Genomic DNA, 21347 nt, shown 5'->3' with positions numbered 1-21347 from the left:
GATGGAAAAATTTACCCTCTATAAGGGGAGGATTGTCCCTCTTATGAATGACAATATTGATACGGATCAGATTCTCCCCAAGCAATTTCTCAAGTTGACTGATAAAAAGGGGTTTGGCAAGTATCTCATGTATGCTTGGCGGTACTTAGACCACGCCTATACAGAAAATCCTGACTTTATTTTTAACAAGGAGGAGTATCACGGGGCAACTATCTTAGTGACTGGTGATAACTTTGGGGCAGGCTCATCTCGGGAACATGCCGCTTGGGCATTGGCAGATTATGGATTTAAGGTCGTGATTGCCGGTTCTTTTGGAGATATTCACTATAACAATGAATTAAACAATGGGATATTACCGATTGTCCAGCCTAGAGAAGTTCGTGAGGCACTAGCCAATCTTGCTCCAGATGATCAAGTGACCATTGACCTAGAAAAACAGATGATTTCTTCATCTGTAGGCGATTTTTATTTCGATATCGATAGCGAATGGAAGTACAAACTTTTAAATGGATTAGACGATATTGGCATCACCCTCCAATATGAAGAGTTGATTGCAGCCTATGAATGCAATCGCCCCGCCTATTGGAGAGATGATGAGCAAAAATAATCGTAGATGGAAAAAGAGAATTTCGTAAGAAAAAAGGCTCTATTCCTCTTTTTGTCCACTTTTATGCTATAATATAAACTATTATGTTAGAACAAGAAAAAAAATCACACTATGATCTACTCCTAGCTCAACTTGCAGGGCTACTTGAAGGTGAGCGCAATGCTCTTTCCAATTTATCCAATAGCTCAGCCCTTTTGTATCAAGCCTTGCCCCATTCCGTCTTTGCAGGCTTTTACCTATTTGACGGTGCAGAATTGCTTCTTGGTCCTTTTCAGGGTGGGGTTTCCTGCGTTCATATTGCACTTGGAAAGGGTGTTTGTGGTCAAGCAGCTCAAGAAGAAAGGACGCTTATCGTAGATGATGTGCGGACACATGCCAATTATATTTCCTGCGATGCAAAGGCCTTGTCTGAGATTGTTGTACCCATGATAAAAAATGGTCAATTATTAGGTGTCCTTGACTTGGATTCCCACTTGGTGGCGGACTATGATGAGATTGACAAGGAATATCTAGAACGATTCGTTACCCTCTTGGTGGAGGGGACGGATTGGAATTTTGCCATGTTTGGAGAGAAACTATAATGTATCAAGCTCTTTATCGGAAGTACCGTAGTCAAACCTTTGGAGAAATGGTCGGGCAGGAAATCGTGGCAACCACCCTTAAACAGGCGATTGAACAACAGAAAATCAGTCATGCTTACCTCTTTTCGGGTCCTAGAGGCACAGGGAAAACCTCGGCTGCTAAGATTTTTGCCAAGGCGATGAACTGTCCCAATCAAGTGGGTGGGGAGCCTTGTAATGACTGCTATGTTTGTAAGGCAATTACAGAAGGTAGCTTGGAGGATGTGATTGAGATTGATGCAGCCTCCAATAATGGGGTGGATGAAATCCGTGAAATCCGTGATAAATCAACCTATGCACCGAGTATTGCCCGCTACAAGGTTTATATCATTGATGAGGTTCATATGTTGTCGACAGGGGCTTTTAATGCCCTCTTGAAAACCTTGGAAGAGCCGACAGAAAATGTAGTCTTTATTCTTGCGACTACCGAGCTGCATAAGATTCCAGCCACCATTTTATCACGACTTCAACGCTTTGAGTTTAAGTCGATTAAGGTGGTAGACATTATCCGTCACTTGGCTTGCATTCTCCATCAAGAGCAGATTGGCTTTGATGAACAAGCTCTTGCGATGATTGCCCGCCGTGCTGAGGGTGGTATGCGGGATGCCTTATCGATTTTGGATCAGGCTTTGAGCCTCAGTGCAGACCATGATTTGAGCCTTGAAGTAGCAGAAGAAATTACGGGGTCAATCGGTCTCCATGCTCTGGATTCCTATATGGAAAGTATCCGTATCCAAGATGCCCCGGCAGCTCTGACACATTTGCAGACTATTTTTGATAATGGAAAGAGTATGATTCGCTTTACAACGGATATTCTTTACTACTTGCGGGATTTGCTGATTGTTCAGACCGGTGGGGAAAATCTTCATACAAGCGCGATTTTTTTAGAGAATCTCCATATGGAGCGGGAGCGAATCTTTGCCATGATTGAGACTGTCACGCGCTCCTTAGCGGATATTAAGACCAGTCCTCAACCTAAGATTTATGCGGAAATGATGACTATTCGCTTGGCAGATCTTTCAAATCAAGAGGTTAGTAGAGAGCTAGTTGCTGTCCCAGATCATCTCCAGGAGCAGCTCCAGTCTCTCCAGGCTCAAGTTCAGAGCCTGCAAGAGCAATTAGCCGGTCTTAGCAAGCAGCCACTTGAAGTGAGGCCAGTTTCACGCAAACCGCAGATCAGTAAAAAGTACCGTCCAGATACCAATAAGGTTCATGCAATCTTACAGGAGGCCATGGAAAATCCAGGTTTGGCGCGCGAGAATTTGACTCGTTTGCAAGAGGCTTGGGGAGAAATTATTGAAAGTTTATCAGGAGCGGATAAGGCTTTGCTGGCTGGTTCACAGCCTGTTGCTGCCAATGAACATCATGCAATCCTAGCCTTTGAGTCAGCTTTTAATGCTGAACAAACCATGAAGAGGGAAAATTTAGATACGATGTTTGGCAATATCTTGAGTAAGGCAGCAGGATTCTCTCCTCACATCTTGGCTATCGCTCACGCAGATTGGCTGACCATTCGTGCAGCATTTTCAAGTAAGGCAAAAGGTCAAAAAGAGGCGATGCCAGTGCTTGAAGAAGATCCTCTCGTCCCAGAAGCCTTCCAATTTTTGGCAGATGAGATCACGATTGTAGAGGATTAGCTGTTGAAAAAGAGAAATAGACCCCAAAAATCAGCTTTTAAGCTGATTTTTTGATATACTTAAGAGTATGAGAGTAACACAATTTATCTTTCTTGCTATTACGACCTCCCTAGCAACCTACTGGATGAATGAATCCATCTTAGCTGGTGACCATCTCTGGGCACTCATTTATGGTTTTTTTGTCATACGTAATCTCCGATTGAGTTACCGAGTGAGTAAGGTTATTCGGACTTTGGAGACTCTGACCAAGAAGAAAGGCTAACATCGCCACTTGAGAGAATTTTAAGGGACCCATCTTCTAACTGGACTTGAAGCGTCCCAGTATCGCTAATAGCTGTAGCTACTCCGCAGTAGTGCTGGTTTTGTTGTATAAAGGTCACTTGTTTTCCTAGGACAAGTGATTTTTCCTTGTATAAGGCTAATAGTTCTGCCTCGTTAGTGGTGAAAAAAATGCGCCAGATTTCTGTAATCAACTGACTACGTGTGATAGGAGGCGGGGCTAAAAAAAGGCTGGTGGCAGTTTCTGATAGCTCTGCTGGTAGATGGGGGAGGTGAAAATTTAACCCGACCCCAATCATCATATGGGTCACAACCTGGTTTTCAACACAAGAGATTGCTTCCGTTAGAATACCGGCGATCTTCTTTCCATTGAAGTATAGATCGTTAACCCATTTGATGTCGACTTGAATACCGGTTAGTCGATCAATCGCCTTAACAATAGCTGCCGCAACGAGCAAGGTATAGGGTTTCAAATCTTGAACATGTACCTCGGGACACAGGTGCAAGGTCATGTAAATACCGCCGGTTTCAGCGGTGAAAAAGGAGCGACCAAACCGTCCCTGTGCCTGGGTCTGAGTGGCTGCTAGATAGAGGGCAGGACTATCATCCTGCCGCTCAATACCATGTCTTGCATCCAGCTGGGTTGAAGTGCTATCCTTGGTCAAATGAACAGGAATCTTTAAATCTTGCTCTATTTGATTAGGAAGCAATAAGTCCCCCTCTTCCAAACGATAGCCACGGTTAGGAATCGCTTGAATGATGAGTCCTTTTTTCTCTAAATGTTTGATCCCTTTCCAGACAGAGGTTCTTGAAATTCCTAATGTTTGGGCTAATTCTTCGCCACTAACATAGTCCTTATTATTCCACAGTATTTGATAAATGTTTTCGTAGGTTTTCATATTTTTATTATAACAAAAAAGCGTTCAAACGTGGGATAAGTGGTATAATAGAAGGTGATTGATAGCAAATAAAAGGAGCAGTATATGAATACAGTTGATTACCTTGTCAAATTGACCAATACCCCATCGCCAACAGGCTATACCAGAGCCATTATGGACTACATCCAGTCTGAGATTGCAGGATTTGGCTACCAAGTAGTAAAGACTGCTAAAGGTGGTGTCATGGTCAGCTTAGTAGGAGAAGATGAGAGTAAACACCGAGTTGTGACGGCTCATCTGGACACTTTGGGAGCCATGGTGAGAGCCATTAAGTCAGATGGTCGATTGAAGATGGATCTGATCGGTGGGTTTGGTTACCCTTCTATCGAAGGAGAGAACTGTCTGGTTCATGTAGCTAAAAATGGCAAGACCTATACAGGAACCATTCTCATGCACCAGACCTCTGTCCATGTCTATGCCGATGCCAAAACAGCAGAGCGCAATCAGACCAATATGGAAATTCGCCTTGATGAAAAGGTAACTTCTGCTGAAGAAACACGAGCTCTGGGGATTGAGGTAGGGGATTTTATCTCCTTTGATCCGCGGACTGTCGTCACTGACAGCGGTTTTATCAAGAGCCGGCATTTAGATGACAAGGTATCCGCTGCTATTTTGATTCATTTACTGAAGCTCTATAAGGAAGAAGGGACTAGGCTACCTTATACGACACATTTTTATTTTTCAAACAATGAAGAAATTGGCTACGGTGCCAATTCTAGCTTGCCTGAGCAGGTTGTGGAATATCTAGCCGTTGATATGGGAGCGATGGGAGATGACCAGCAGACCGATGAATATACCGTCTCCATCTGTGTCAAGGATGCTTCAGGACCCTATCATTACGAACTACGCCAGCATCTGGTTGCTCTAGCACAGGAGCAAAATATTCCTTATAAATTAGATATATACCCCTATTATGGTTCGGACGCTTCAGCTGCTATGCACGCAGGAGCAGATGTCAGACATGCCCTTCTCGGTGCAGGAATCGAGTCCAGTCATTCCTACGAACGCACTCATCTTGATTCGATTGAGGCAACCGAGAAAATGGTTGATGCCTATTTGAAGTCAGATATGGTGGAGTGCTAAGGCAGTTTGATTTGCCCTACAGACTTCCATTTTTGTAGAGTATATAAACTTATTTCGTTTCCCTTTTATTACTTTAACGATTATGGAAACTTCGTTTCCTTATTTCCCACTTCCCATCATCTAGAAGATGATGGGAACTCACTTTGCCATACTCTACGATTGTTACTGACTATCGTCAGTATGATGTCCAACCTTCAACAGTCATTAGACTGTTGAAGCAGCCTGTAGCTCCTTGCCTAGTACTAAAAGGAAACGAAACAACTCGATATGACTTTTTGGTTGGTATAATAAAAATGTACGAAGAGGATGACCTTCATACATTTTTAGATATTAGGATATCATACCTTGGAAGAGTTTTTCTTTCATGGCACGGTCCTCAAGGACTGCTTGATAGAAGTAAATGTAGCTAGCACTGAGGTAAGGAAAAACATAGATTCCCACGATCCCAAGAGTAATAAAGGTCAGGAGGAACCAACCGATAAAGGATAACCCTAAGATGAATCCTTTGAATTTATAGCCTTTCATCAAACGACGACTCTCTTTAATGATGGCGAGTGGTCCTGTATAGGTATCCTGTGCCAATTTATCAAAAAGGAGAGCTTCAACGAGGAAGTAAGCATAGGCTTGTGGAAGAAGGAGAGCAATTCCTGCAATCTCTATAATGGATCCGACGAGAATCATCATTCCACCAGCTGCAAGAATATCTTCTGACACTTGATTTACATCGATCATGCCGCCTCCAGCAAATATCATGGAAAGCCCAATCAAGATAGGCAGGCTCCAAAGGAAGAGAAAGAGATTCTTCAAGAAATAGGTAGCGAGGATACTGCCAAAACGCTTGTGGTTAAAGAGGGTCAAAGCATCCTTAAAGCTGACACTATCGCGGTAGTGGTAGATCGCTTGGAAGAGAGCTAACAAAATAGACCAGCTCATTAAGTCAGTTAAGATGCCATATACGAAAGGGAAGGCTATTGCCCCGATGATCTGAGGGAGATTTGGGGAAGAGTTCTCTAATTGTAGGGCTAGCTGATTTGAACGCACTAGATTAGTGATTTGAATAACTATGTCCAATATGATAGGAATGAGAGCCAGGAGATAGGCTCCTGGTATTTCTGCAATGGTGTGGCGTGCCTTGGCACGAATTTGTCGAATGGAAAACATAAAAAACCTCCTTCCTATAGTATAGCACAATATGAAGTGACAAGCTAGTCTTTTTTTGGTAGACTAGAGAAGTTTCGGAGATTTCTCTTAAAGAGAGAACTCATCCAAATAATACAATAGCTAGGACTGTTTTTCCTAGCGGGAGGTAGAAGATGACATCACCGATCCAATATCGATTGATCAAAAAAGAAAAGCATACAGGGGCACGGCTGGGTGAGATAATCACACCGCACGGCACATTTCCAACGCCTATGTTTATGCCTGTTGGTACACAGGCAACCGTTAAGACCCAGTCTCCTGAAGAACTGAAAGAGATGGGGTCAGGTATTATCTTATCAAATACCTATCACCTCTGGCTGCGTCCGGGAGATGAGCTGATCGCACGTAGCGGAGGCCTGCACAAGTTTATGAATTGGGATCAGGCGATTTTGACCGATAGCGGAGGTTTTCAAGTCTACTCTTTGGCTGATAGTCGTAACATTACTGAAGAAGGGGTGACCTTTAAAAACCATCTCAATGGGTCTAAGATGTTCCTATCTCCTGAAAAAGCAATCTCGATTCAGAACAACTTAGGGAGCGACATCATGATGAGTTTTGATGAATGTCCACAGTTCTACCAGCCGTATGATTATGTCAAAAAATCCATTGAGCGGACCAGTCGTTGGGCAGAGCGTGGTCTTAGAGCCCATCGCCGTCCACATGACCAAGGCCTATTTGGGATTGTGCAGGGAGCAGGTTTTGAAGACCTACGTCGTCAGTCTGCTCAAGACCTGGTCAGCATGGATTTTTCGGGTTATTCTATCGGGGGGCTAGCTGTGGGTGAGTCACACGAGGAGATGAATGCTGTACTTGATTTCACCACCCCTTTACTACCAGAAACGAAACCACGTTATCTGATGGGAGTTGGAGCTCCAGATAGTCTAATTGACGGGGTCATTCGTGGGGTGGATATGTTTGATTGTGTGTTACCGACACGGATTGCTAGAAATGGCACTTGTATGACTAGCGAGGGACGTTTGGTCGTAAAAAATGCCCAGTTTGCAGAAGACTTCACCCCGCTTGACCATGACTGTGACTGCTATACATGTCGCAACTACACACGAGCCTATCTTCGTCATCTCCTCAAAGCAGATGAGACCTTCGGCATTCGCTTGACCAGCTACCACAATCTTTACTTCCTAATTAAGCTCATGCGGAATGTTCGTCAAGCTATTATGGAGGACAATCTTTTGGAGTTCCGTGAAGACTTTATGGAACGCTATGGTTATAACAGTTCGAAACGTAATTTTTAAAAGAAGATGCGGAATCTTGAACTGAATATGAATAAAAAATTATTCCAACACGATGTTGCTTGTATATTGTTGGGATAGTTTTTTTGTTTTTGTGTAGTGATTTCGTTTTAAAATAGGATGCAGTTTAAGTTGGTAGGTGCGAAATAAGGAGCGAACGAAGTGAGCCTTTAAAAGCCATTTCCCGTCCTAGACAATAATTGTTATTGTCTAGGACGGGATTTTTGGGCTTTGGGTTTTAAATGAGAGATGACACTTTGAAGAAGGGTGCTTGCGTCCGCACTATTGAAGGGAAATATCAAATTTTTTAGGATGTATTCTATTCCTCTGCACCTGATGCTCTTTACGAAATAATAAGCTAAAAACTCCGAATGAAGTCTTTTTTAAAACTTCGTTCGGAGTTTCTATTGATGATAGCTCTTTGAATTATACCTAAAGATAAGTACAATCTGCATAAGATATGGGAGTGTAAAAAAGAAAATTCTACTGAAGTGCTTTCATTCGTGAGAGAGTGTTGAATCAGATACAGCTCACTTAGCGATTATCCCTGCCCAGTGCTGAATACTTGCGGTTAGAAAAGCGGCACAGCCCTTGACTTCTTCATCATAGTAGGCGGTGAAGCGTTCATCGGCTATGTAGAGCTGGGCAATGCCGATATGTTTTTTGATAGAATAGTGCTTATCTGCGATTTGGAGCCATTCTTTGTGGAATTGGACGATTTCTTTGCTTTTATCGTCTGTCGGTTGCCAATTTTCCGCTATCGCTTGATGGAGCAAGTTTGTTATTTGTTGCTCTACCCTTTGCCAATTTTGATAGCCTTCTTTATCCATATTGGCAAGGTTTTGGTTGGTTTCATTGATGGATTCTTCACTATATTTTTCACGTAGTTCGGATTCATATTTTACCTTATTTTCTTGGATAAGATGCTCTTTAAAAGCTTGAAATTTTTCTGCTGTTGTCATAGTTACTTGTCCTTTCTGTGCTTGAATAGTATGTGTAAGGTTTTCAATCATGGCTTCGATTTTCTCCTTTTTCGTATGGAGGTCTGCCAAATGGTTTTCCAAATGCCTTAGAATATCTATGTCTGACTGGTTCAGGAGTTCCTTAATTTGCTTGAGTGTAAAATCCCGCTCCTTATAGAAAAGGATTTGCTGGAGGGTATCGACTTCTTGTTCACTATAAAAGCGGTAGCCACTGTCATTTTTATGGGCTGGAAGTAAGAGTCCGACCTCTTCATAATAGCGTAGGGTGCGGGTACTAACTCCGGATAGCTTTGCCAACTGGCGAATCGAATAAACCATACTGTTGTCCTTATTGTTGTCTATTATCTTGCAAGATAGGAATGGGAAGCAGAAAGCTTTCTCATCCCACTTTTTATTATATAGGTTAACGTTACGTTAATGTCAAGCCTTTCTTAAAAAAATAACAGACGAATTTTTCGTCTGTTAGAGATACTGTAATAATCGCTCGGTAAACTGTTTGGTACTGAGTGCTTTTGTTTTGGAATGACATGCTAAATCAGCAGTCATTTCTTGGTGTTCTAGGGCTGTTGCAATCGCCTGCTGGATACGATCGGCAACTTCCTGCCAGCCGATATAGGAAAAGAGCATAGCACCAGAAAGGAGTAGGGAGCAAGGATTGGCTATATTTTGTCCTGCAATATCCGGAGCAGTGCCATGAGTAGCCTCAAAAATAGCATGGCCAGTCTGATAATTGATATTAGCACCAGGGGAAATCCCGATTCCTCCTACTTGGGCAGCCAGTGCGTCACTGGCATAGTCACCATTCAGATTAGTGAGGACTACTACGTCGAATCTTTCAGGCTGGAGCAAGATTTGCTGGAAGAAATTATCTGCGATGAGGTCGTTGATACGTAATTGCCCACTTTCTATAAAGGAAGGATACTCTCGCTCTGCGACCTCATAGCCCCATTTGCGAAAACCTCCCTCGGTAAATTTTTGAATATTCCCCTTGTGGACCAGTGTGACCTGGTTCAGTTTGTTTTTAAGAGCATAGTCAATTGCAGCACGTACAATTCGCTCACTTCCCTCAACTGAGATCGGCTTAATTCCTAGGCTACTGGTATTTGGAAAGCGAATGTTCTTGACCTTCATTTCAGATTGTAGAAAGTGGAGAAGGCTTTTTACCTCGCTTGTCCCAGCCTCCCATTCAATTCCTGCATAGATGTCTTCAGTATTTTCTCTAAAGACAGTAATACTAGTCTTTTCTGGGTGCTTGAGGGGACTTTCGATTCCTTTGAAGTAGCGGATGGGTCGCACACAGGCATAGAGATCTAGTTCTTGTCTTAGGGCAACATTGAGCGAGCGGATACCGCCACCAACCGCTGTTTCAAGTGGCCCTTTAATTGCAATAAGGTGGTTTTTGATACATGTAAGAGTATCATCTGGTAACCAACTTGCTTGTCTATCATAGGCCTTTTTGCCAGCTAAAACTTCTAGCCACTCTACCTTTCGCCGACCTTGATAGGCTAGCTCAACTGCTCGGTCAAAGACCGATTGTGCTGGCTTCCAGATGTCTTGTCCGATCCCATCACCTTCAATATAGGGAATGGTGGGAATAGCAGGTACGATGAGTTGACCGTCTTTTAGGTAAATCTTATGAGACATGGGCTCTCCTTTCCATAGGGAGGTAGGTTAACTTTTCAGGTCCTAAGTAGCGGGAGCGCGGGCGTATCAGTTTATTACAGTGCTGTTGTTCTTGGATATGGGCAATCCAGCCTGCTACTCGGCTCATAGCAAAAATCAGAGTAAAGATGGAACTGTCAATACCTAGGACATGGTAGACCGTTGCCGAATAGAAATCAACGTTCGGAATGAGCCCTTTGGTATGTTTCATATAGTCTTCGATTTCACGGGAGAGTTGGTACCAGATTTCCTGTTCAGTACCTTGGGTCAATTCTTTTGCCATTTGGCGGAGATAGCTTTCTCTTGGATCTTGTCGTTTATAGACACGGTGACCAAAGCCCATGATTTTCTCTTGTGAATCTAATTTTTGCTGGAGATAAGTTCTGGTATCGCCACAGGCACGGATTTCCTGTAACATATCAAAAACACGTTCGTTGGCTCCGCCGTGGAGGGGTCCTTTCAAGGTTCCGATGGCGGTTGTGACACAGGAATAAATATCTGATAGGGTTGATGCACAGATACGAGCTGCAAAGGTGGAGGCGTTGAGTTCGTGATCGGCATGTAGGATCAATGCCTTGTTGAGGGCTTCTATTTCTAATGGACGGGGGATATTTCCTGTCAACATATAGAGGAAATTTTCCGCAAAGCCCATGTCTTTGCGCGGGGGAATTGGTGTTTTTCCATTTCGCAGGCAGGCCAAACTAGCAATAATGGTCGGAATCTTCGCCATTAACTGAAGAGATTGTTCATAGGTCGCTTCTAGGGAGCGCTCTTCAGCATGGGTATTGTAAACACCTAGGAGACTAACGGTTGAACGCAGCACGCTCATGGGGTGGAGATGTTTACGGGACTGAATGAGAATACATTGCTCAACCGCATCACTAATTTCATAGTTCGTGCGTAATTCTTTCGTGAACTTTTTATACTCGCTAGTAGTCGGTAGCCGTAAGTTCCAAAGGAGATAAATGGTCTCTTCGAAAGAAACTTGATTGTTCATCAACTCTGAAATATCGTAGCCTGCATAGGCTAGATGGTCCTCTTTAATCGAGCTGATACGGGTATGACAAGCGATTAAGTCCTTTAATCCATTTTCTTCTGGCATAGACTTTCCTTTCTATGTATGAGATACTGATGCAGCGAGTTTCTTGCGGATGACCATAGGTAAAATACCACCGTTTTGGTAATAGCGGATATCTGCTACAGCATCAAAGCGCAATAAGGCTTGAAAGACAATGGTGTTATTTTCTCCATGGGCAACAATATCGATTATCTCTTGGAGTCCTGGTTTTTCAGGAAGGTGAATATCATAGCGTTCAAAACCGGTTAAACCGAGCTTATCTGCTGTTTGTCCTTCTAAAAACTGGAGTGGAGCAATTCCCATCATGACGAGGTTGGAACGATGAATGCGCTCGAAACTCTCAGCTAATACTGCCTTGACACCGAGTAAGGCAGCCCCTTTAGCTGCCCAGTCACGACTTGAGCCCATTCCGTAATCTTTACCAGCGATAATCAAGGTTCCAATATTTTCAGCTTGATAGGCCATGGCTGCATCATAGATTGGGATAATCTCTCCTTTATAAGAAGTGAATCCCCCCACTTTTCCGTCTGCTAGCTCATTTTTGATACGGATATTTGCAAAGGTTCCCCGCATCATGACTTCATGATTCCCCCGACGGCTACCGTAGGAATTAAAGTCTAGATAGTCCACACCGTGTTCTCTCAGGTAATGAGCGGCAGGACTGTTACTGGCAATATTGCCAGCAGGAGAGATATGGTCTGTTGTCACACTATCTCCAAATTTTGCCAGTGGCTGAAGATTCAATAAAGGACGAATGGTCAAGTCCTCTTCTAGGTGTTCAAAATAGGGTGGATTTTGAATGTAGGTTGATTGAGTATTCCACTGATAGTTCTTGCTATTGGTGATAGGAATGGTATTCCATTTGTCATTGTCTGAAAAGACATGTTCATACTCTTTTTCAAAGAGAGAACGGGTGACATACTTCTCAACATAACTTTCGATTTCTTGACTAGATGGCATGAGATCAGCTAGGTAAACAGGCTTATTTTTGGGGTCAACTCCCAGGGCTTCTCTTGTCAAGTCAATAGCAGTCGTTCCTGCAAGGGCGTAGGCAAGAACAAGTGGTGGGCTAGCTAGAAAATTAGCCTTGACTAAGGGATTGATTCGCCCTTCAAAGTTCCGATTGCCAGATAGGACAGCAGAAACAAGTAGGTCACTGTCTGTAATGGCTTGCGCCACTTCCGGACGAAGATTTCCAGAATTTCCAATACAAGTAGTACAGCCGTAACCGACCACTTGAAATCCAAGTTTATCAAGATAAGGTTGAAGACCTGAATCTTTCAGATAGGCAGAGACGACCTTGGAGCCTGGGGCAAGAGAGGTTTTAATAGTCGGTGCTACGCTTAGGCCTTTTTTAACGGCATTACGTGCGACTAGTCCTGCAGCCATGAGGACATAAGGATTGGAGGTATTCGTGCAGGAAGTGATTGCAGCAATTGCTACATGTCCTGTTTTGATAGGGAATTTTTTACCATCAATGGAGACCTGTGCGACCTTGTCGAGTTCTTCAGGAGTTAAGCCAAATCCATGTGTACCTGCTTCTCGGCTGATACTCGCTTGAAAGGCTGCCTTGGCATCGGTTAATCTGATTAAATCTTGGGGACGCTTTGGACCAGCAATACTTGGGCAGATGCTAGATAAGTCGATGTCAATAACTTTGGTATAAGTTGGTTCGATGTCTGGGTTGTAAAAGAGGTCATTTATTTTAGCGTAATATTCGGTGAGAGCGATGTGCTCTTCTTTGCGATTGGTTAGGCGCATATAGTTCAGAGTTTCACGATCAATAGGGAAATAACCGCAGGTTGCACCGTATTCAGGTGCCATATTGGCAATGGTTGCTCGGTCTGCTAAACTTAGATGCGCAAGCCCTGGTCCGAAGTATTCAACGAATTTTCCAACAACCTGCTCTTGTCGTAAAACTTGTGTGACAGTAAGAGCAAGATCGGTGGCTGTCGCAATTTTAGGGAGACGACCCGTAAAGCGTACCCCAATCACTTCTGGAACAGGGAAATAAGAAGCCTCTCCCAGCATAGCAGCCTCGGCTTCGATTCCTCCGACGCCCCAACCGAGAACCCCAATCCCATTGATCATGGTTGTATGGCTGTCAGTGCCAAACATAGAGTCAGGATAGAGAAGACCATCTTTTTCAATGACAACATCGCTCAAAAATTCAATATTGACTTGATGGATAATCCCTGTTGCTGGTGGGATAGCACGGTAATTATCAAAGGATTTTTCAGCCCATTTGAGAAATTCATAACGCTCATTATTTCGCTTAAATTCCAAAGTGAGATTATCTTCCAATGCAGTATCGCATCCATAAGCATCTACCTGCACACTATGATCAATCACCAAGTCGACCGGGATTTCAGGATTGATTAAATGCGGATCTCCGCCATGAGCGATGATAGCCTCACGCATGGAAGCCAAATCCACAACGACAGGAACCCCAGTAAAATCTTGAAGAATCACACGGCTCGGCTTGAAAGGAACTTCTCCGTCAGGAGCTTTTGCGTGATAGTTCACTAGGTTTGAAATGTGAGATTTTTTGACGTTTTCATTGTCGTATGTTCTGAGTAAACTTTCAATCAAGATACGGATAGTATAGGGAAGTTGTGAAACATCTTTCCCTTCTTGGGTAATGGCATCTCGGATACTGTAGTAGTGAAATTCACGCTGATTGAATGTGCATGTTGCCTGCTTCCTCATCTGTATACCTCCGTATATTTTTTCAATTTTTAAAATAATTATACAGATGCTCATCGTTTTCGTCAATAAAAAAAGGAATATCATGTCAGAACATATAACGTAGTTATGGAAGTTAGAAAAAAGACCTGAACTGTGGCTACAGGTTCTTAAAGATAGAATGTACTATAATGGTAAATAAATAGAGAACGAATGAGCCTTTCAAAGATCTTTCCCCTTGTAGTGGTATCCTAGACCATAAAAAGGTATTGTCTAATACTCTTTAAAAATAAAAGGATACTTGGTCAACTTGCCTTGGTGAAGGCTCGTTCTACCTTGGGCTTCGATTATAAGGAAATGAGCGGTGCTACTCTCATTTCCAACCTTTCACCATTCTTAATTGTGAAAGCTAGTCTACTTTTGATTTTGATTGAGTATAAGCGTCTAATAACGAAGGATATTGAAAAACGTTCCAAAGTGTTTTGACTCTGGAACGCTTTTGCTATTAGAGGGATGCTAGAAGTTTAGAAAAGGTAGATTGCTTCAATTTCTTGAACTGCCTACCTTGATCAATGCCTTTGCCGTTTGTTGCAAGAAGGAGCCGGTCTATCACTAATATGGTTAGTCAAAATACAATAGGTCCTTACGAGTATCGGTAAAGACTTCAAAGCCATTTTGGGTTACGTGACCACAGTCTTCGATACGGACACCGACCTTGCCTGGGATATAGATACCGGGTTCGACAGAAAAGCACATGCCTTCTTCGAGTACCAAGTCATTTCCTTCCATAATAGATGGGAATTCATGTACATCCATACCGATTCCGTGTCCTAAGCGATGGTTGAAATATTCACCGTAACCAGCTTTTTCAATCACTTGGCGGGCTGCACGATCGACCTCGTGAGCAGTTACACCTGGCTTAATCAGTGCTAATGCAGCTTGTTGAGCTTCAAGGGTGAGGGCGTAAATATCTTTTTTGAATTGGTCAGGTTGTCCTACCGCAACCGTTCTAGTCATATCGCTAGCATAGCCATTTACCATAACACCAAGGTCAAAGAGGAGGAGTGCCTTATTTTCTACCTTGTGAGGTCCAGGGATACCATGAGGATTAGCTGCATTATGACCGGTTAAGACCATCGTTTCAAAGCTCATTTCGAGCCCTTCTCGTTTCATAGCAAATTCAATCTCCGCAATGATATCGGTTTCTGTCTTGTCGAGTGAAATAGCTTCAAATCCGATTTGTATAGCCTTATCTGCCCATTTTCCAGCAAGCCTCATCTTTTGAATTTCATCAGCTGATTTTATTAAGCGCATACGGTTCATGACGGGGGTTAAATCGTCAAATTGTGCATGTTCAAAAACGGTTTTTAACCCCTGATACTTGGTAAGAATAAGGTGCTCAAACTCAAGACCGATGCGTCTGTAGTTTTTTTCTGGTAGAATGGCCTTGAGCTTCTCCCAAGGATTTTCCGAATCAACATAGCCTATGACTGTGAAGTCGAGACTTTTCCGTGCACGTTCGGCATCAAGTGCAGGTACAAAGAGAAGCGGGGTACTGTCTGGACTGATCAAGAGGAACATTTGGCGTTCGTGTGGGTCGCTATAAAAGCCTGTTAGATAGTGGATTGAAACAGGATTGGAAAAGACAGCTATGTCTAAGTTAGTGTTTTGTAAATGCGAGAAAATAGTAGTGATTTTGGTCATAAGCGTACCTTCTTTCTATTTATTTCATTGTGTCAAAAAAGGAATAAAAAATCAAGGATTTATCACAAAAATAGAAACAGAAAGAAGCAGAGGATGGAATGCTCAATGAATCCCACATTCAGATGAAGCGACACAGCTACAGATAGAACTCGGTTCCCCTCTCATTTTTAGGGAGCAGACTGAAAAATGCCACCGATGCTTTTCACTCAGTAAATCAAGTCCATAAAGTCAGAGTTTGATTTTCGAAGAATGGAAATCGGCGGTAAAAAGCAAGTCTAAGGTGGAGAGAGTTTCTGATTTGTAATCATTTTCTCTGATTTTCTCTGATTTCTCAAAACTTTTCAAAAAGTGCAGGATATCGCTTGAAAGGGATTTCAAAAAATGATACACTATAGGGAAGGTGAAAGCGTAATTTTCATAAAAAAGAAAGTGAAAGGATCTTACGATTATGTTGAATACTGACGATACAGTGACCATTTATGACGTTGCTCGCGAAGCTGGTGTTTCGATGGCGACCGTCAGCCGAGTTGTAAATGGGAATAAGAATGTAAAGGAAAACACGCGAAAAAAAGTATTGGAAGTGATTGACCGCTTGGACTATCGGCCAAATGCTGTGGCGCGTGGTTTGGCAAGTAAGAAGACAACCACGGTGGGAGTTGTCATTCCCAATATTGCCAATGCCTATTTTGCAACCTTGGCAAAAGGGATTGATGATATTGCAGATATGTATAAGTACAATATTGTCCTTGCCAATAGCGATGAAAATGATGAAAAAGAAATTAACGTAGTGAATACCCTGTTTTCAAAACAGGTTGATGGCATTATTTTCATGGGTTACCATTTGACTGATAAAATTCGTGCAGAGTTTTCTCGTTCTCGGACACCGATTGTGCTCGCAGGAACAGTTGATTTAGAGCACCAGTTGCCAAGTGTTAACATCGACTATACCAAGGCGAGCAAGGACGTGGTAGATCGCCTGGCTAAGAACAATGAAAAAATTGCCTTCGTATCAGGACCATTGGTGGATGATATCAATGGGAAAGTTCGCTTTGCAGGCTATAAAGAAGGTTTGAAAGCAAATGGTTTGACCTTTAATGAGGGGCTTGTCTTTGAATCAAAATACAAGTACGAAGAGGGATATGCACTTGCGGAGCGGATCTTGAATGCTGGTGCAACAGCAGCCTATGTAGCAGAAGATGAAATTGCTGCGGGGTTGTTGAATGGAATTGTTGATAAAGGGATCAAGGTTCCAGAAGACTTTGAGATTATTACGAGCGATGATTCATTGGTCACTAAATTTACGAATCCAAACTTGACCTCTGTCAGCCAGCCCTTGTATGACATCGGTGCGATTGCAATGCGGATGTTGACCAAGATTATGCACAAGGAAGAGCTGGATACACGTGAAGTTATCTTGAACCACGGCATTAAGGAACGGAAATCAACCAAATAAGAATGTGAAACAAAAGCTAGGCATCCCCTAGCTTTTTTGCTGGAGGAAAGAGCGATTTTGTACTTTAATACTCTGTAAAAATCAAAAATAGCAGACATGAAACTTATAAAACCAAAAGATATATATTGTAGGGTATGTTAGCTATCTATTCGCTATTTATCTATTCGTTCCTTATTTCATAGAGTTTTAAAAAACGAGCAGTCGCCTTTCGTTTCGGTGAATGAAGGCTATCGTTGCTTTTAAATGAGTATAAGTCAATCGTACAAAAATATTGCATATAAACCAAAGCGTCATAAAGGATAAATCTTATTGAGTTTAAGAACTGTAAAATCTTGAAACAGAAGAAATGACAGTAGAGCAATATCACTGTCAATTAGGAGATCTTGATTTTAGCAACTATCTATGCTAGGCGGTATCGGTTTAGGAGCATGGAAAAAAGGATAGTGTGGTATAATAAGGGCATGAAAGTGCTATTGTATTTAGAAGGAAAGACTGTTTTAGAAAAATCAGGTATTGGGCGTGCTCTTCACCATCAGATGGAGGCGCTTGATTTGGCAGGGATTCCTTACACGACAGATTTATTAGGGGATTATGATGTGGTCCATATCAATACCTATGGGCCTCGTAGTTGGCTCTTATTGCAGGCGGCTAAGCGTCAGGGGAAGAAGGTGATTTTGCATGGGCATTCAACCATGGAAGATTTTCGGAATTCTTTTATTGGCTCTAATCTACTAGCTCCTGCTGTAGGCAAATACCTGGCGAGAATGTACCAGCAGGCTGATTTTGTGATTACGCCGTCTGAATACTCTAAGAAATTGATTCAAGCTTACGGTGTGACAACCCCGATTCTTGCTGTTTCAAATGGGATTGATCTTGGTAAATATCAAAAAGATCCGCGCAAGGAAGAAATCTTTCGCAAGCACTTTGGACTTGCAGCAGATCAACCTGTGGTAGTCTGTGCAGGCCTCTATTTTCGTCGCAAGGGGATTGAAGATTTTGTGAAGGTGGCAGAACGCATGCCCCATGTCCGCTTTATTTGGCTAGGGAGTGTGAATAAATGGATTATTCCTTCTTACATTCGCGAGCTTGTTGACAGGAATCATCCTGAAAATGTTCTGTTTCCTGGCTATTTCAAGGGGGCTGTTTTTCAAGGAGCCATGAGCGGTGCGGACGCCTTTTTCTTCCCCTCCTATGAGGAAACCGAAGGAATTGTTGTCTTAGAAGCCCTTGCCAGCCATCAGCAAGTGGTCTTACGTGATATTCCAGTCTATGAAGGTTGGATTGATGAGAATAGTGCTGAGCTGGGAGACACTGTTGATGACTTTGTAACCTCTATTCAGAAAATCTTGGATAAAGAAGTGGATAAGAGAGAAGCTGGCTACCGAGTAGCAGAGAGTCGATCGATTGATAAGGTATCGCATCAATTAGCAGATGCCTATCGTCAAGTAATGGAGTTATAGATGAGAATTGGATTATTTACAGATACCTATTTTCCACAGGTATCAGGGGTCGCAACGTCTATTAAGACCCTTAAGACCGAGCTTGAAAAGCAGGGTCACCGTGTCTTTATTTTTACGACAACAGACAAGGATGTCAACCGTTACGAGGACTGGGATATCATCAGGATTCCAAGCGTGCCTTTCTTTGCTTTTAAGGATCGGCGCGTTGCCTATCGTGGCTTTACCGATGCCCTAAAAATTGCAGGTCGCTATGACTTGGACATCATTCATACTCAGACAGAATTTTCTTTGGGAATATTAGGAAAGATGATTGCAAGAGAGTTGGATATTCCAGTTGTCCATACCTATCATACCCAGTATGAAGACTATGTTCGCTATATTGCCAAGGGCAAACTCATTCGGCCTAGCATGGTAAAATATTTGGTGCGTGCCTTTTTAAATGACTTGGACGGAGTGATTTGTCCCAGCGAGATTGTGGAAAATCTCCTCACAGAATACAATGTCTTGATTTCAAAAAGGGTCATTCCAACAGGGATTGAGCTTGCTAAGTTTGAACGGCCGGAAATTACAGCAGCTGCAATCGCTGAATTGCGGGAGCAACTGGGGATTGATCCGGACGAAACCATGTTGCTCAGCCTCTCACGGATTTCCTATGAAAAAAATATCCAGGCTATTATTGCAGCTATGCCACAGATTCTGGCAGAAAATGAGAAAGTCAAGTTGGTCATTGCAGGCGGTGGACCCTATGCTCAAGATTTGAAAGAGCAGATACAAAGGCTACAGTTGGAAGAACGTATCTTGATGACAGGCATGATTGCACCGAGTGAGACAGCGCTCTACTATAAGGCTGCGGATTTCTTTATTTCAGCTTCCACTAGTGAGACGCAGGGCTTGACTTATCTCGAAAGTCTTGCTTCAGGGACACCTGTCATTGCAGAGTGGAATCCTTATTTGGAAAATGTCGTGACTGATAAGATGTTTGGAACCTTGTACAAGCATGAAGCGGAATTGCCAGATGCTGTCTTAGACGCTATCTTGCTCACACCGAGCATGAGCCCCCACCACCTAGCCAAAAAATTGTACGACATTTCTGCAGAAAACTTTGGACGCAGGGTCTATGAATACTACCTAGATTTGAAAATTTCCTATGATTTCAGACGGGAGCACATCAATGATGACACTACAGCAGAGACCTTACTTAAGGAAGCCATCAGCCTGCCGAAACGTGCCTTTGTCAAATCATCTGATACAACGGCTGCCATCTTTAAAAAGTCAGTTGAGCAGGTCAAATCAATCCGTCATTATTTTGAGGAGTAGGTGAATCTGTTCAAAAGCGATTTAAAGTGATTTTTGAGGGAAATAGATCTTAACAATATTTACAAGGCTATATACCATCTATTTCGATTGAAGCATAGAAAAGAGCTAGTATGGAGGAATTATATTAAAAGACAAGGGGCTTAGAAAGCATATTAAAGCTATTATTGGGGATAAGGATTTCATCTTGTGTCTTATTAGTTGAAATGAGAGGGGGAATGTAGAACGATGAATTACATGGGAGAAATATTCAAAGATTTGAGAACGAGCAGAAAAATCTCTTTGAAAAAGGCTACAGGAGGTAAGTTCTCTTACTCTATGCTTAGTAAATTTGAAAATGGAGAATCAGATATAACCATTTCAAAGTTATTAGTCGCTTTAGAAAATATTCATATAGAATTGACTGAGTTCGTTTATCTTGTTAGAGGTTTTCAACCAACCGCATATGATCGATTAAAAGATACTATATGGAAAGTAAGTAACAAAGATAATTTATCCTTATTGCAAAAAATGCACCAGGCTGAGATAGAAAAATACAATACCCATAAAGATGATACTCATTTATTACATGCTATTATTATAAAAAGTCACCTCTATCTTTTTGATGATAGTGTTGAAATTGAGGATCGAGAGCTTCAGTTTTTATACGACTATTTATTTTTTATTGATATATGGGGAGAGTTTGAGTTAAGGTTATTTTCGGATATTGCCCCCTTACTCCCGTTAGATTTATACTTTCAATACACGAGGGAAATGCTTCAAAAAGTTGATTTTTTAGGGAATTTGAGAAAAAATAAAAATTATATTCAGACGATTTTATTAAATGGATTATTTAAAGCTATAGATGATAAAAAATTAAGTAAGGCAGCATATTTTGATAAGCAGATTCAAGATCGTTTTTTTGAAGAGAATGATAGCTATTTACGAATCATCTATATGTTTGCGGATGGGCAGCATGAATATATAAAGGGAAATAAAGAAATAGGGGTTCAAAAGATGGAGAAATCGGTTGAAATCTTAAAACTTCTAAATTGTACAGATAGTGCAAATTATTATAGGAATAGTATGAAAAACTGGCTGAAAAACGTTGAATAAATTCAAATTGAATCAGATTCATCAAAAGGAATAGTGAGCTCCAATCTCTTTACTAATGAAGAGATTTTGGGGTGAACTATTCTTTTTTTGAAGAAAAGGAACAAGAAAATATGAAAACTTTTTTAGAGCGACTGTTGGACGGGTTATAATGTGTTTGTAAAAAATAAAGGAGGAATACATTATGACACCATTTGCACTTGAAGCTAGCAAATATGCTATGCCATCTCAAGATGTTGTATTGACATACAAATGTCAAGTGAATACTAACTAATACTCAATAAAAATCAAAAGTAGACTAG

17 protein-coding genes are annotated in these 21347 nt (G+C 42.0%); 10 read left to right on the top strand and 7 right to left on the bottom strand.

Annotated elements, in window-relative coordinates; translation table 11 throughout:
• The first annotated feature begins 1 nt into the window (after window position 1).
• The 4 genes from leuD (at window position 2) to ACVPON_RS04410 (ending at window position 3126) form a co-directional block, all read left to right on the top strand.
• On the top strand, window positions 2-607 hold the full coding sequence (gene leuD / locus ACVPON_RS04425; protein WP_462876558.1) for a 3-isopropylmalate dehydratase small subunit: 606 nt from the start codon (window positions 2-4) through the stop codon (window positions 605-607).
• An 83-nt stretch (window positions 608-690) separates the two neighbouring features.
• On the top strand, window positions 691-1188 hold the full coding sequence (locus tag ACVPON_RS04420) for a GAF domain-containing protein (protein ID WP_462876556.1): 498 nt from the start codon (window positions 691-693) through the stop codon (window positions 1186-1188).
• Window positions 1188-2864 (top strand): DNA polymerase III subunit gamma/tau, encoded by a 1677-nt coding sequence (gene dnaX, locus ACVPON_RS04415; RefSeq protein WP_462876554.1) that lies wholly within the window; start codon window positions 1188-1190, stop codon window positions 2862-2864. The genes ACVPON_RS04420 and dnaX overlap by 1 nt, the downstream gene beginning before the upstream one ends.
• A gap of 67 nt (window positions 2865-2931) precedes the next feature.
• On the top strand, window positions 2932-3126 hold the full coding sequence (locus ACVPON_RS04410; RefSeq protein ID WP_462876552.1) for a DUF3272 family protein: 195 nt from the start codon (window positions 2932-2934) through the stop codon (window positions 3124-3126).
• Here ACVPON_RS04410 and birA read toward each other — a convergent pair.
• On the bottom strand, window positions 3086-4042 hold the full coding sequence (gene birA, locus ACVPON_RS04405; RefSeq protein ID WP_462876550.1) for a bifunctional biotin--[acetyl-CoA-carboxylase] ligase/biotin operon repressor BirA: 957 nt from the start codon (window positions 4040-4042) through the stop codon (window positions 3086-3088). The genes ACVPON_RS04410 and birA overlap by 41 nt on opposite strands.
• A gap of 84 nt (window positions 4043-4126) precedes the next feature.
• Between birA and ACVPON_RS04400 the strand changes: the two genes are divergently transcribed.
• Window positions 4127-5164: a M42 family metallopeptidase gene (locus ACVPON_RS04400; RefSeq protein ID WP_462876548.1), complete on the top strand. Its 1038-nt coding sequence runs from the start codon at window positions 4127-4129 to the stop codon at window positions 5162-5164.
• Window positions 5165-5494: 330 nt separating this feature from the next.
• On the opposite strand, the gene ACVPON_RS04395 is transcribed toward ACVPON_RS04400, so the two are convergent.
• Window positions 5495-6325 (bottom strand): DUF975 family protein, encoded by an 831-nt coding sequence (locus ACVPON_RS04395; RefSeq protein WP_462876546.1) that lies wholly within the window; start codon window positions 6323-6325, stop codon window positions 5495-5497.
• Window positions 6326-6477: 152 nt separating this feature from the next.
• Here ACVPON_RS04395 and tgt point away from each other — a divergent pair, with 152 nt between their 5' ends.
• Window positions 6478-7617: a tRNA guanosine(34) transglycosylase Tgt gene (gene tgt / locus ACVPON_RS04390; protein WP_462876544.1), complete on the top strand. Its 1140-nt coding sequence runs from the start codon at window positions 6478-6480 to the stop codon at window positions 7615-7617.
• Between the two features lie 527 nt (window positions 7618-8144).
• Here the strand turns inward: tgt and ACVPON_RS04385 are convergent.
• The 5 genes from ACVPON_RS04385 to ACVPON_RS04365 form a co-directional block, all read right to left on the bottom strand.
• Window positions 8145-8915 carry a MerR family transcriptional regulator gene (locus tag ACVPON_RS04385; RefSeq protein ID WP_462876542.1) on the bottom strand — a complete coding sequence of 257 codons (771 nt, stop codon included), beginning with the start codon at window positions 8913-8915 and terminating at the stop codon, window positions 8145-8147.
• 144 nt (window positions 8916-9059) lie between these two features.
• The gene (gene icd / locus ACVPON_RS04380) at window positions 9060-10241 is read right to left on the bottom strand and encodes an NADP-dependent isocitrate dehydrogenase (RefSeq protein WP_462876540.1); all 1182 of its coding nucleotides are present in this window, start codon (window positions 10239-10241) and stop codon (window positions 9060-9062) included.
• Window positions 10231-11361 carry a citrate synthase gene (locus tag ACVPON_RS04375; protein ID WP_462876539.1) on the bottom strand — a complete coding sequence of 377 codons (1131 nt, stop codon included), beginning with the start codon at window positions 11359-11361 and terminating at the stop codon, window positions 10231-10233. The genes icd and ACVPON_RS04375 overlap by 11 nt, the downstream gene beginning before the upstream one ends.
• A 12-nt stretch (window positions 11362-11373) precedes the next feature.
• Window positions 11374-14046: an aconitate hydratase AcnA gene (gene acnA / locus ACVPON_RS04370; protein ID WP_462876537.1), complete on the bottom strand. Its 2673-nt coding sequence runs from the start codon at window positions 14044-14046 to the stop codon at window positions 11374-11376.
• Window positions 14047-14643: 597 nt separating this feature from the next.
• The gene (locus tag ACVPON_RS04365) at window positions 14644-15726 is read right to left on the bottom strand and encodes a M24 family metallopeptidase (RefSeq protein ID WP_462876535.1); all 1083 of its coding nucleotides are present in this window, start codon (window positions 15724-15726) and stop codon (window positions 14644-14646) included.
• A gap of 451 nt (window positions 15727-16177) precedes the next feature.
• Between ACVPON_RS04365 and ccpA the strand changes: the two genes are divergently transcribed.
• From ccpA to ACVPON_RS04345, 4 genes are all read left to right on the top strand, one after another.
• Entirely contained in the window at window positions 16178-17179 is a 1002-nt protein-coding gene (gene ccpA, locus ACVPON_RS04360) for a catabolite control protein A (RefSeq protein ID WP_462876625.1), read from the top strand.
• Window positions 17180-17640: 461 nt separating this feature from the next.
• The gene (locus ACVPON_RS04355; protein ID WP_462876623.1) at window positions 17641-18639 is read left to right on the top strand and encodes an LTA glycolipid anchor biosynthesis glycosyltransferase, IagA/BgsA family; all 999 of its coding nucleotides are present in this window, start codon (window positions 17641-17643) and stop codon (window positions 18637-18639) included.
• Window positions 18640-19956: a glycosyltransferase family 4 protein gene (locus ACVPON_RS04350; RefSeq protein ID WP_462876533.1), complete on the top strand. Its 1317-nt coding sequence runs from the start codon at window positions 18640-18642 to the stop codon at window positions 19954-19956.
• A gap of 225 nt (window positions 19957-20181) precedes the next feature.
• A complete protein-coding gene (locus ACVPON_RS04345; protein ID WP_462876531.1) occupies window positions 20182-21048 on the top strand; it encodes an Rgg/GadR/MutR family transcriptional regulator in 867 nt (288 codons plus the stop codon).
• The last annotated feature ends 299 nt before the right edge of the window (window positions 21049-21347 follow it).

This window comes from Streptococcus sp. 1F3, from assembly GCF_054968985.1.
The sequence above is the reverse complement of the archived record's forward strand: the minus strand, read 5'-3'. Positions and strand labels throughout refer to the sequence as shown.

Bases quoted from the DNA above. Each gene is read 5' to 3' on its own strand.
- ACVPON_RS04420 (WP_462876556.1), top strand. From the start codon at position 691: ATGTTAGAACAAGAAAAAAAATCACACTATGATCTACTCCTAGCTCAA.
- ACVPON_RS04365 (WP_462876535.1), bottom strand. From the start codon at position 15,726: ATGACCAAAATCACTACTATTTTCTCGCATTTACAAAACACTAACTTA.
- ACVPON_RS04345 (WP_462876531.1), top strand. From the start codon at position 20,182: ATGAATTACATGGGAGAAATATTCAAAGATTTGAGAACGAGCAGAAAA.
- dnaX (WP_462876554.1), top strand. From the start codon at position 1,188: ATGTATCAAGCTCTTTATCGGAAGTACCGTAGTCAAACCTTTGGAGAA.
- leuD (WP_462876558.1), top strand. From the start codon at position 2: ATGGAAAAATTTACCCTCTATAAGGGGAGGATTGTCCCTCTTATGAAT.
- birA (WP_462876550.1), bottom strand. From the start codon at position 4,042: ATGAAAACCTACGAAAACATTTATCAAATACTGTGGAATAATAAGGAC.
- ACVPON_RS04350 (WP_462876533.1), top strand. From the start codon at position 18,640: ATGAGAATTGGATTATTTACAGATACCTATTTTCCACAGGTATCAGGG.
- tgt (WP_462876544.1), top strand. From the start codon at position 6,478: ATGACATCACCGATCCAATATCGATTGATCAAAAAAGAAAAGCATACA.
- acnA (WP_462876537.1), bottom strand. From the start codon at position 14,046: ATGAGGAAGCAGGCAACATGCACATTCAATCAGCGTGAATTTCACTAC.
- ACVPON_RS04375 (WP_462876539.1), bottom strand. From the start codon at position 11,361: ATGCCAGAAGAAAATGGATTAAAGGACTTAATCGCTTGTCATACCCGT.
- ACVPON_RS04410 (WP_462876552.1), top strand. From the start codon at position 2,932: ATGAGAGTAACACAATTTATCTTTCTTGCTATTACGACCTCCCTAGCA.
- icd (WP_462876540.1), bottom strand. From the start codon at position 10,241: ATGTCTCATAAGATTTACCTAAAAGACGGTCAACTCATCGTACCTGCT.
- ACVPON_RS04400 (WP_462876548.1), top strand. From the start codon at position 4,127: ATGAATACAGTTGATTACCTTGTCAAATTGACCAATACCCCATCGCCA.
- ACVPON_RS04355 (WP_462876623.1), top strand. From the start codon at position 17,641: ATGAAAGTGCTATTGTATTTAGAAGGAAAGACTGTTTTAGAAAAATCA.
- ACVPON_RS04385 (WP_462876542.1), bottom strand. From the start codon at position 8,915: ATGGTTTATTCGATTCGCCAGTTGGCAAAGCTATCCGGAGTTAGTACC.
- ACVPON_RS04395 (WP_462876546.1), bottom strand. From the start codon at position 6,325: ATGTTTTCCATTCGACAAATTCGTGCCAAGGCACGCCACACCATTGCA.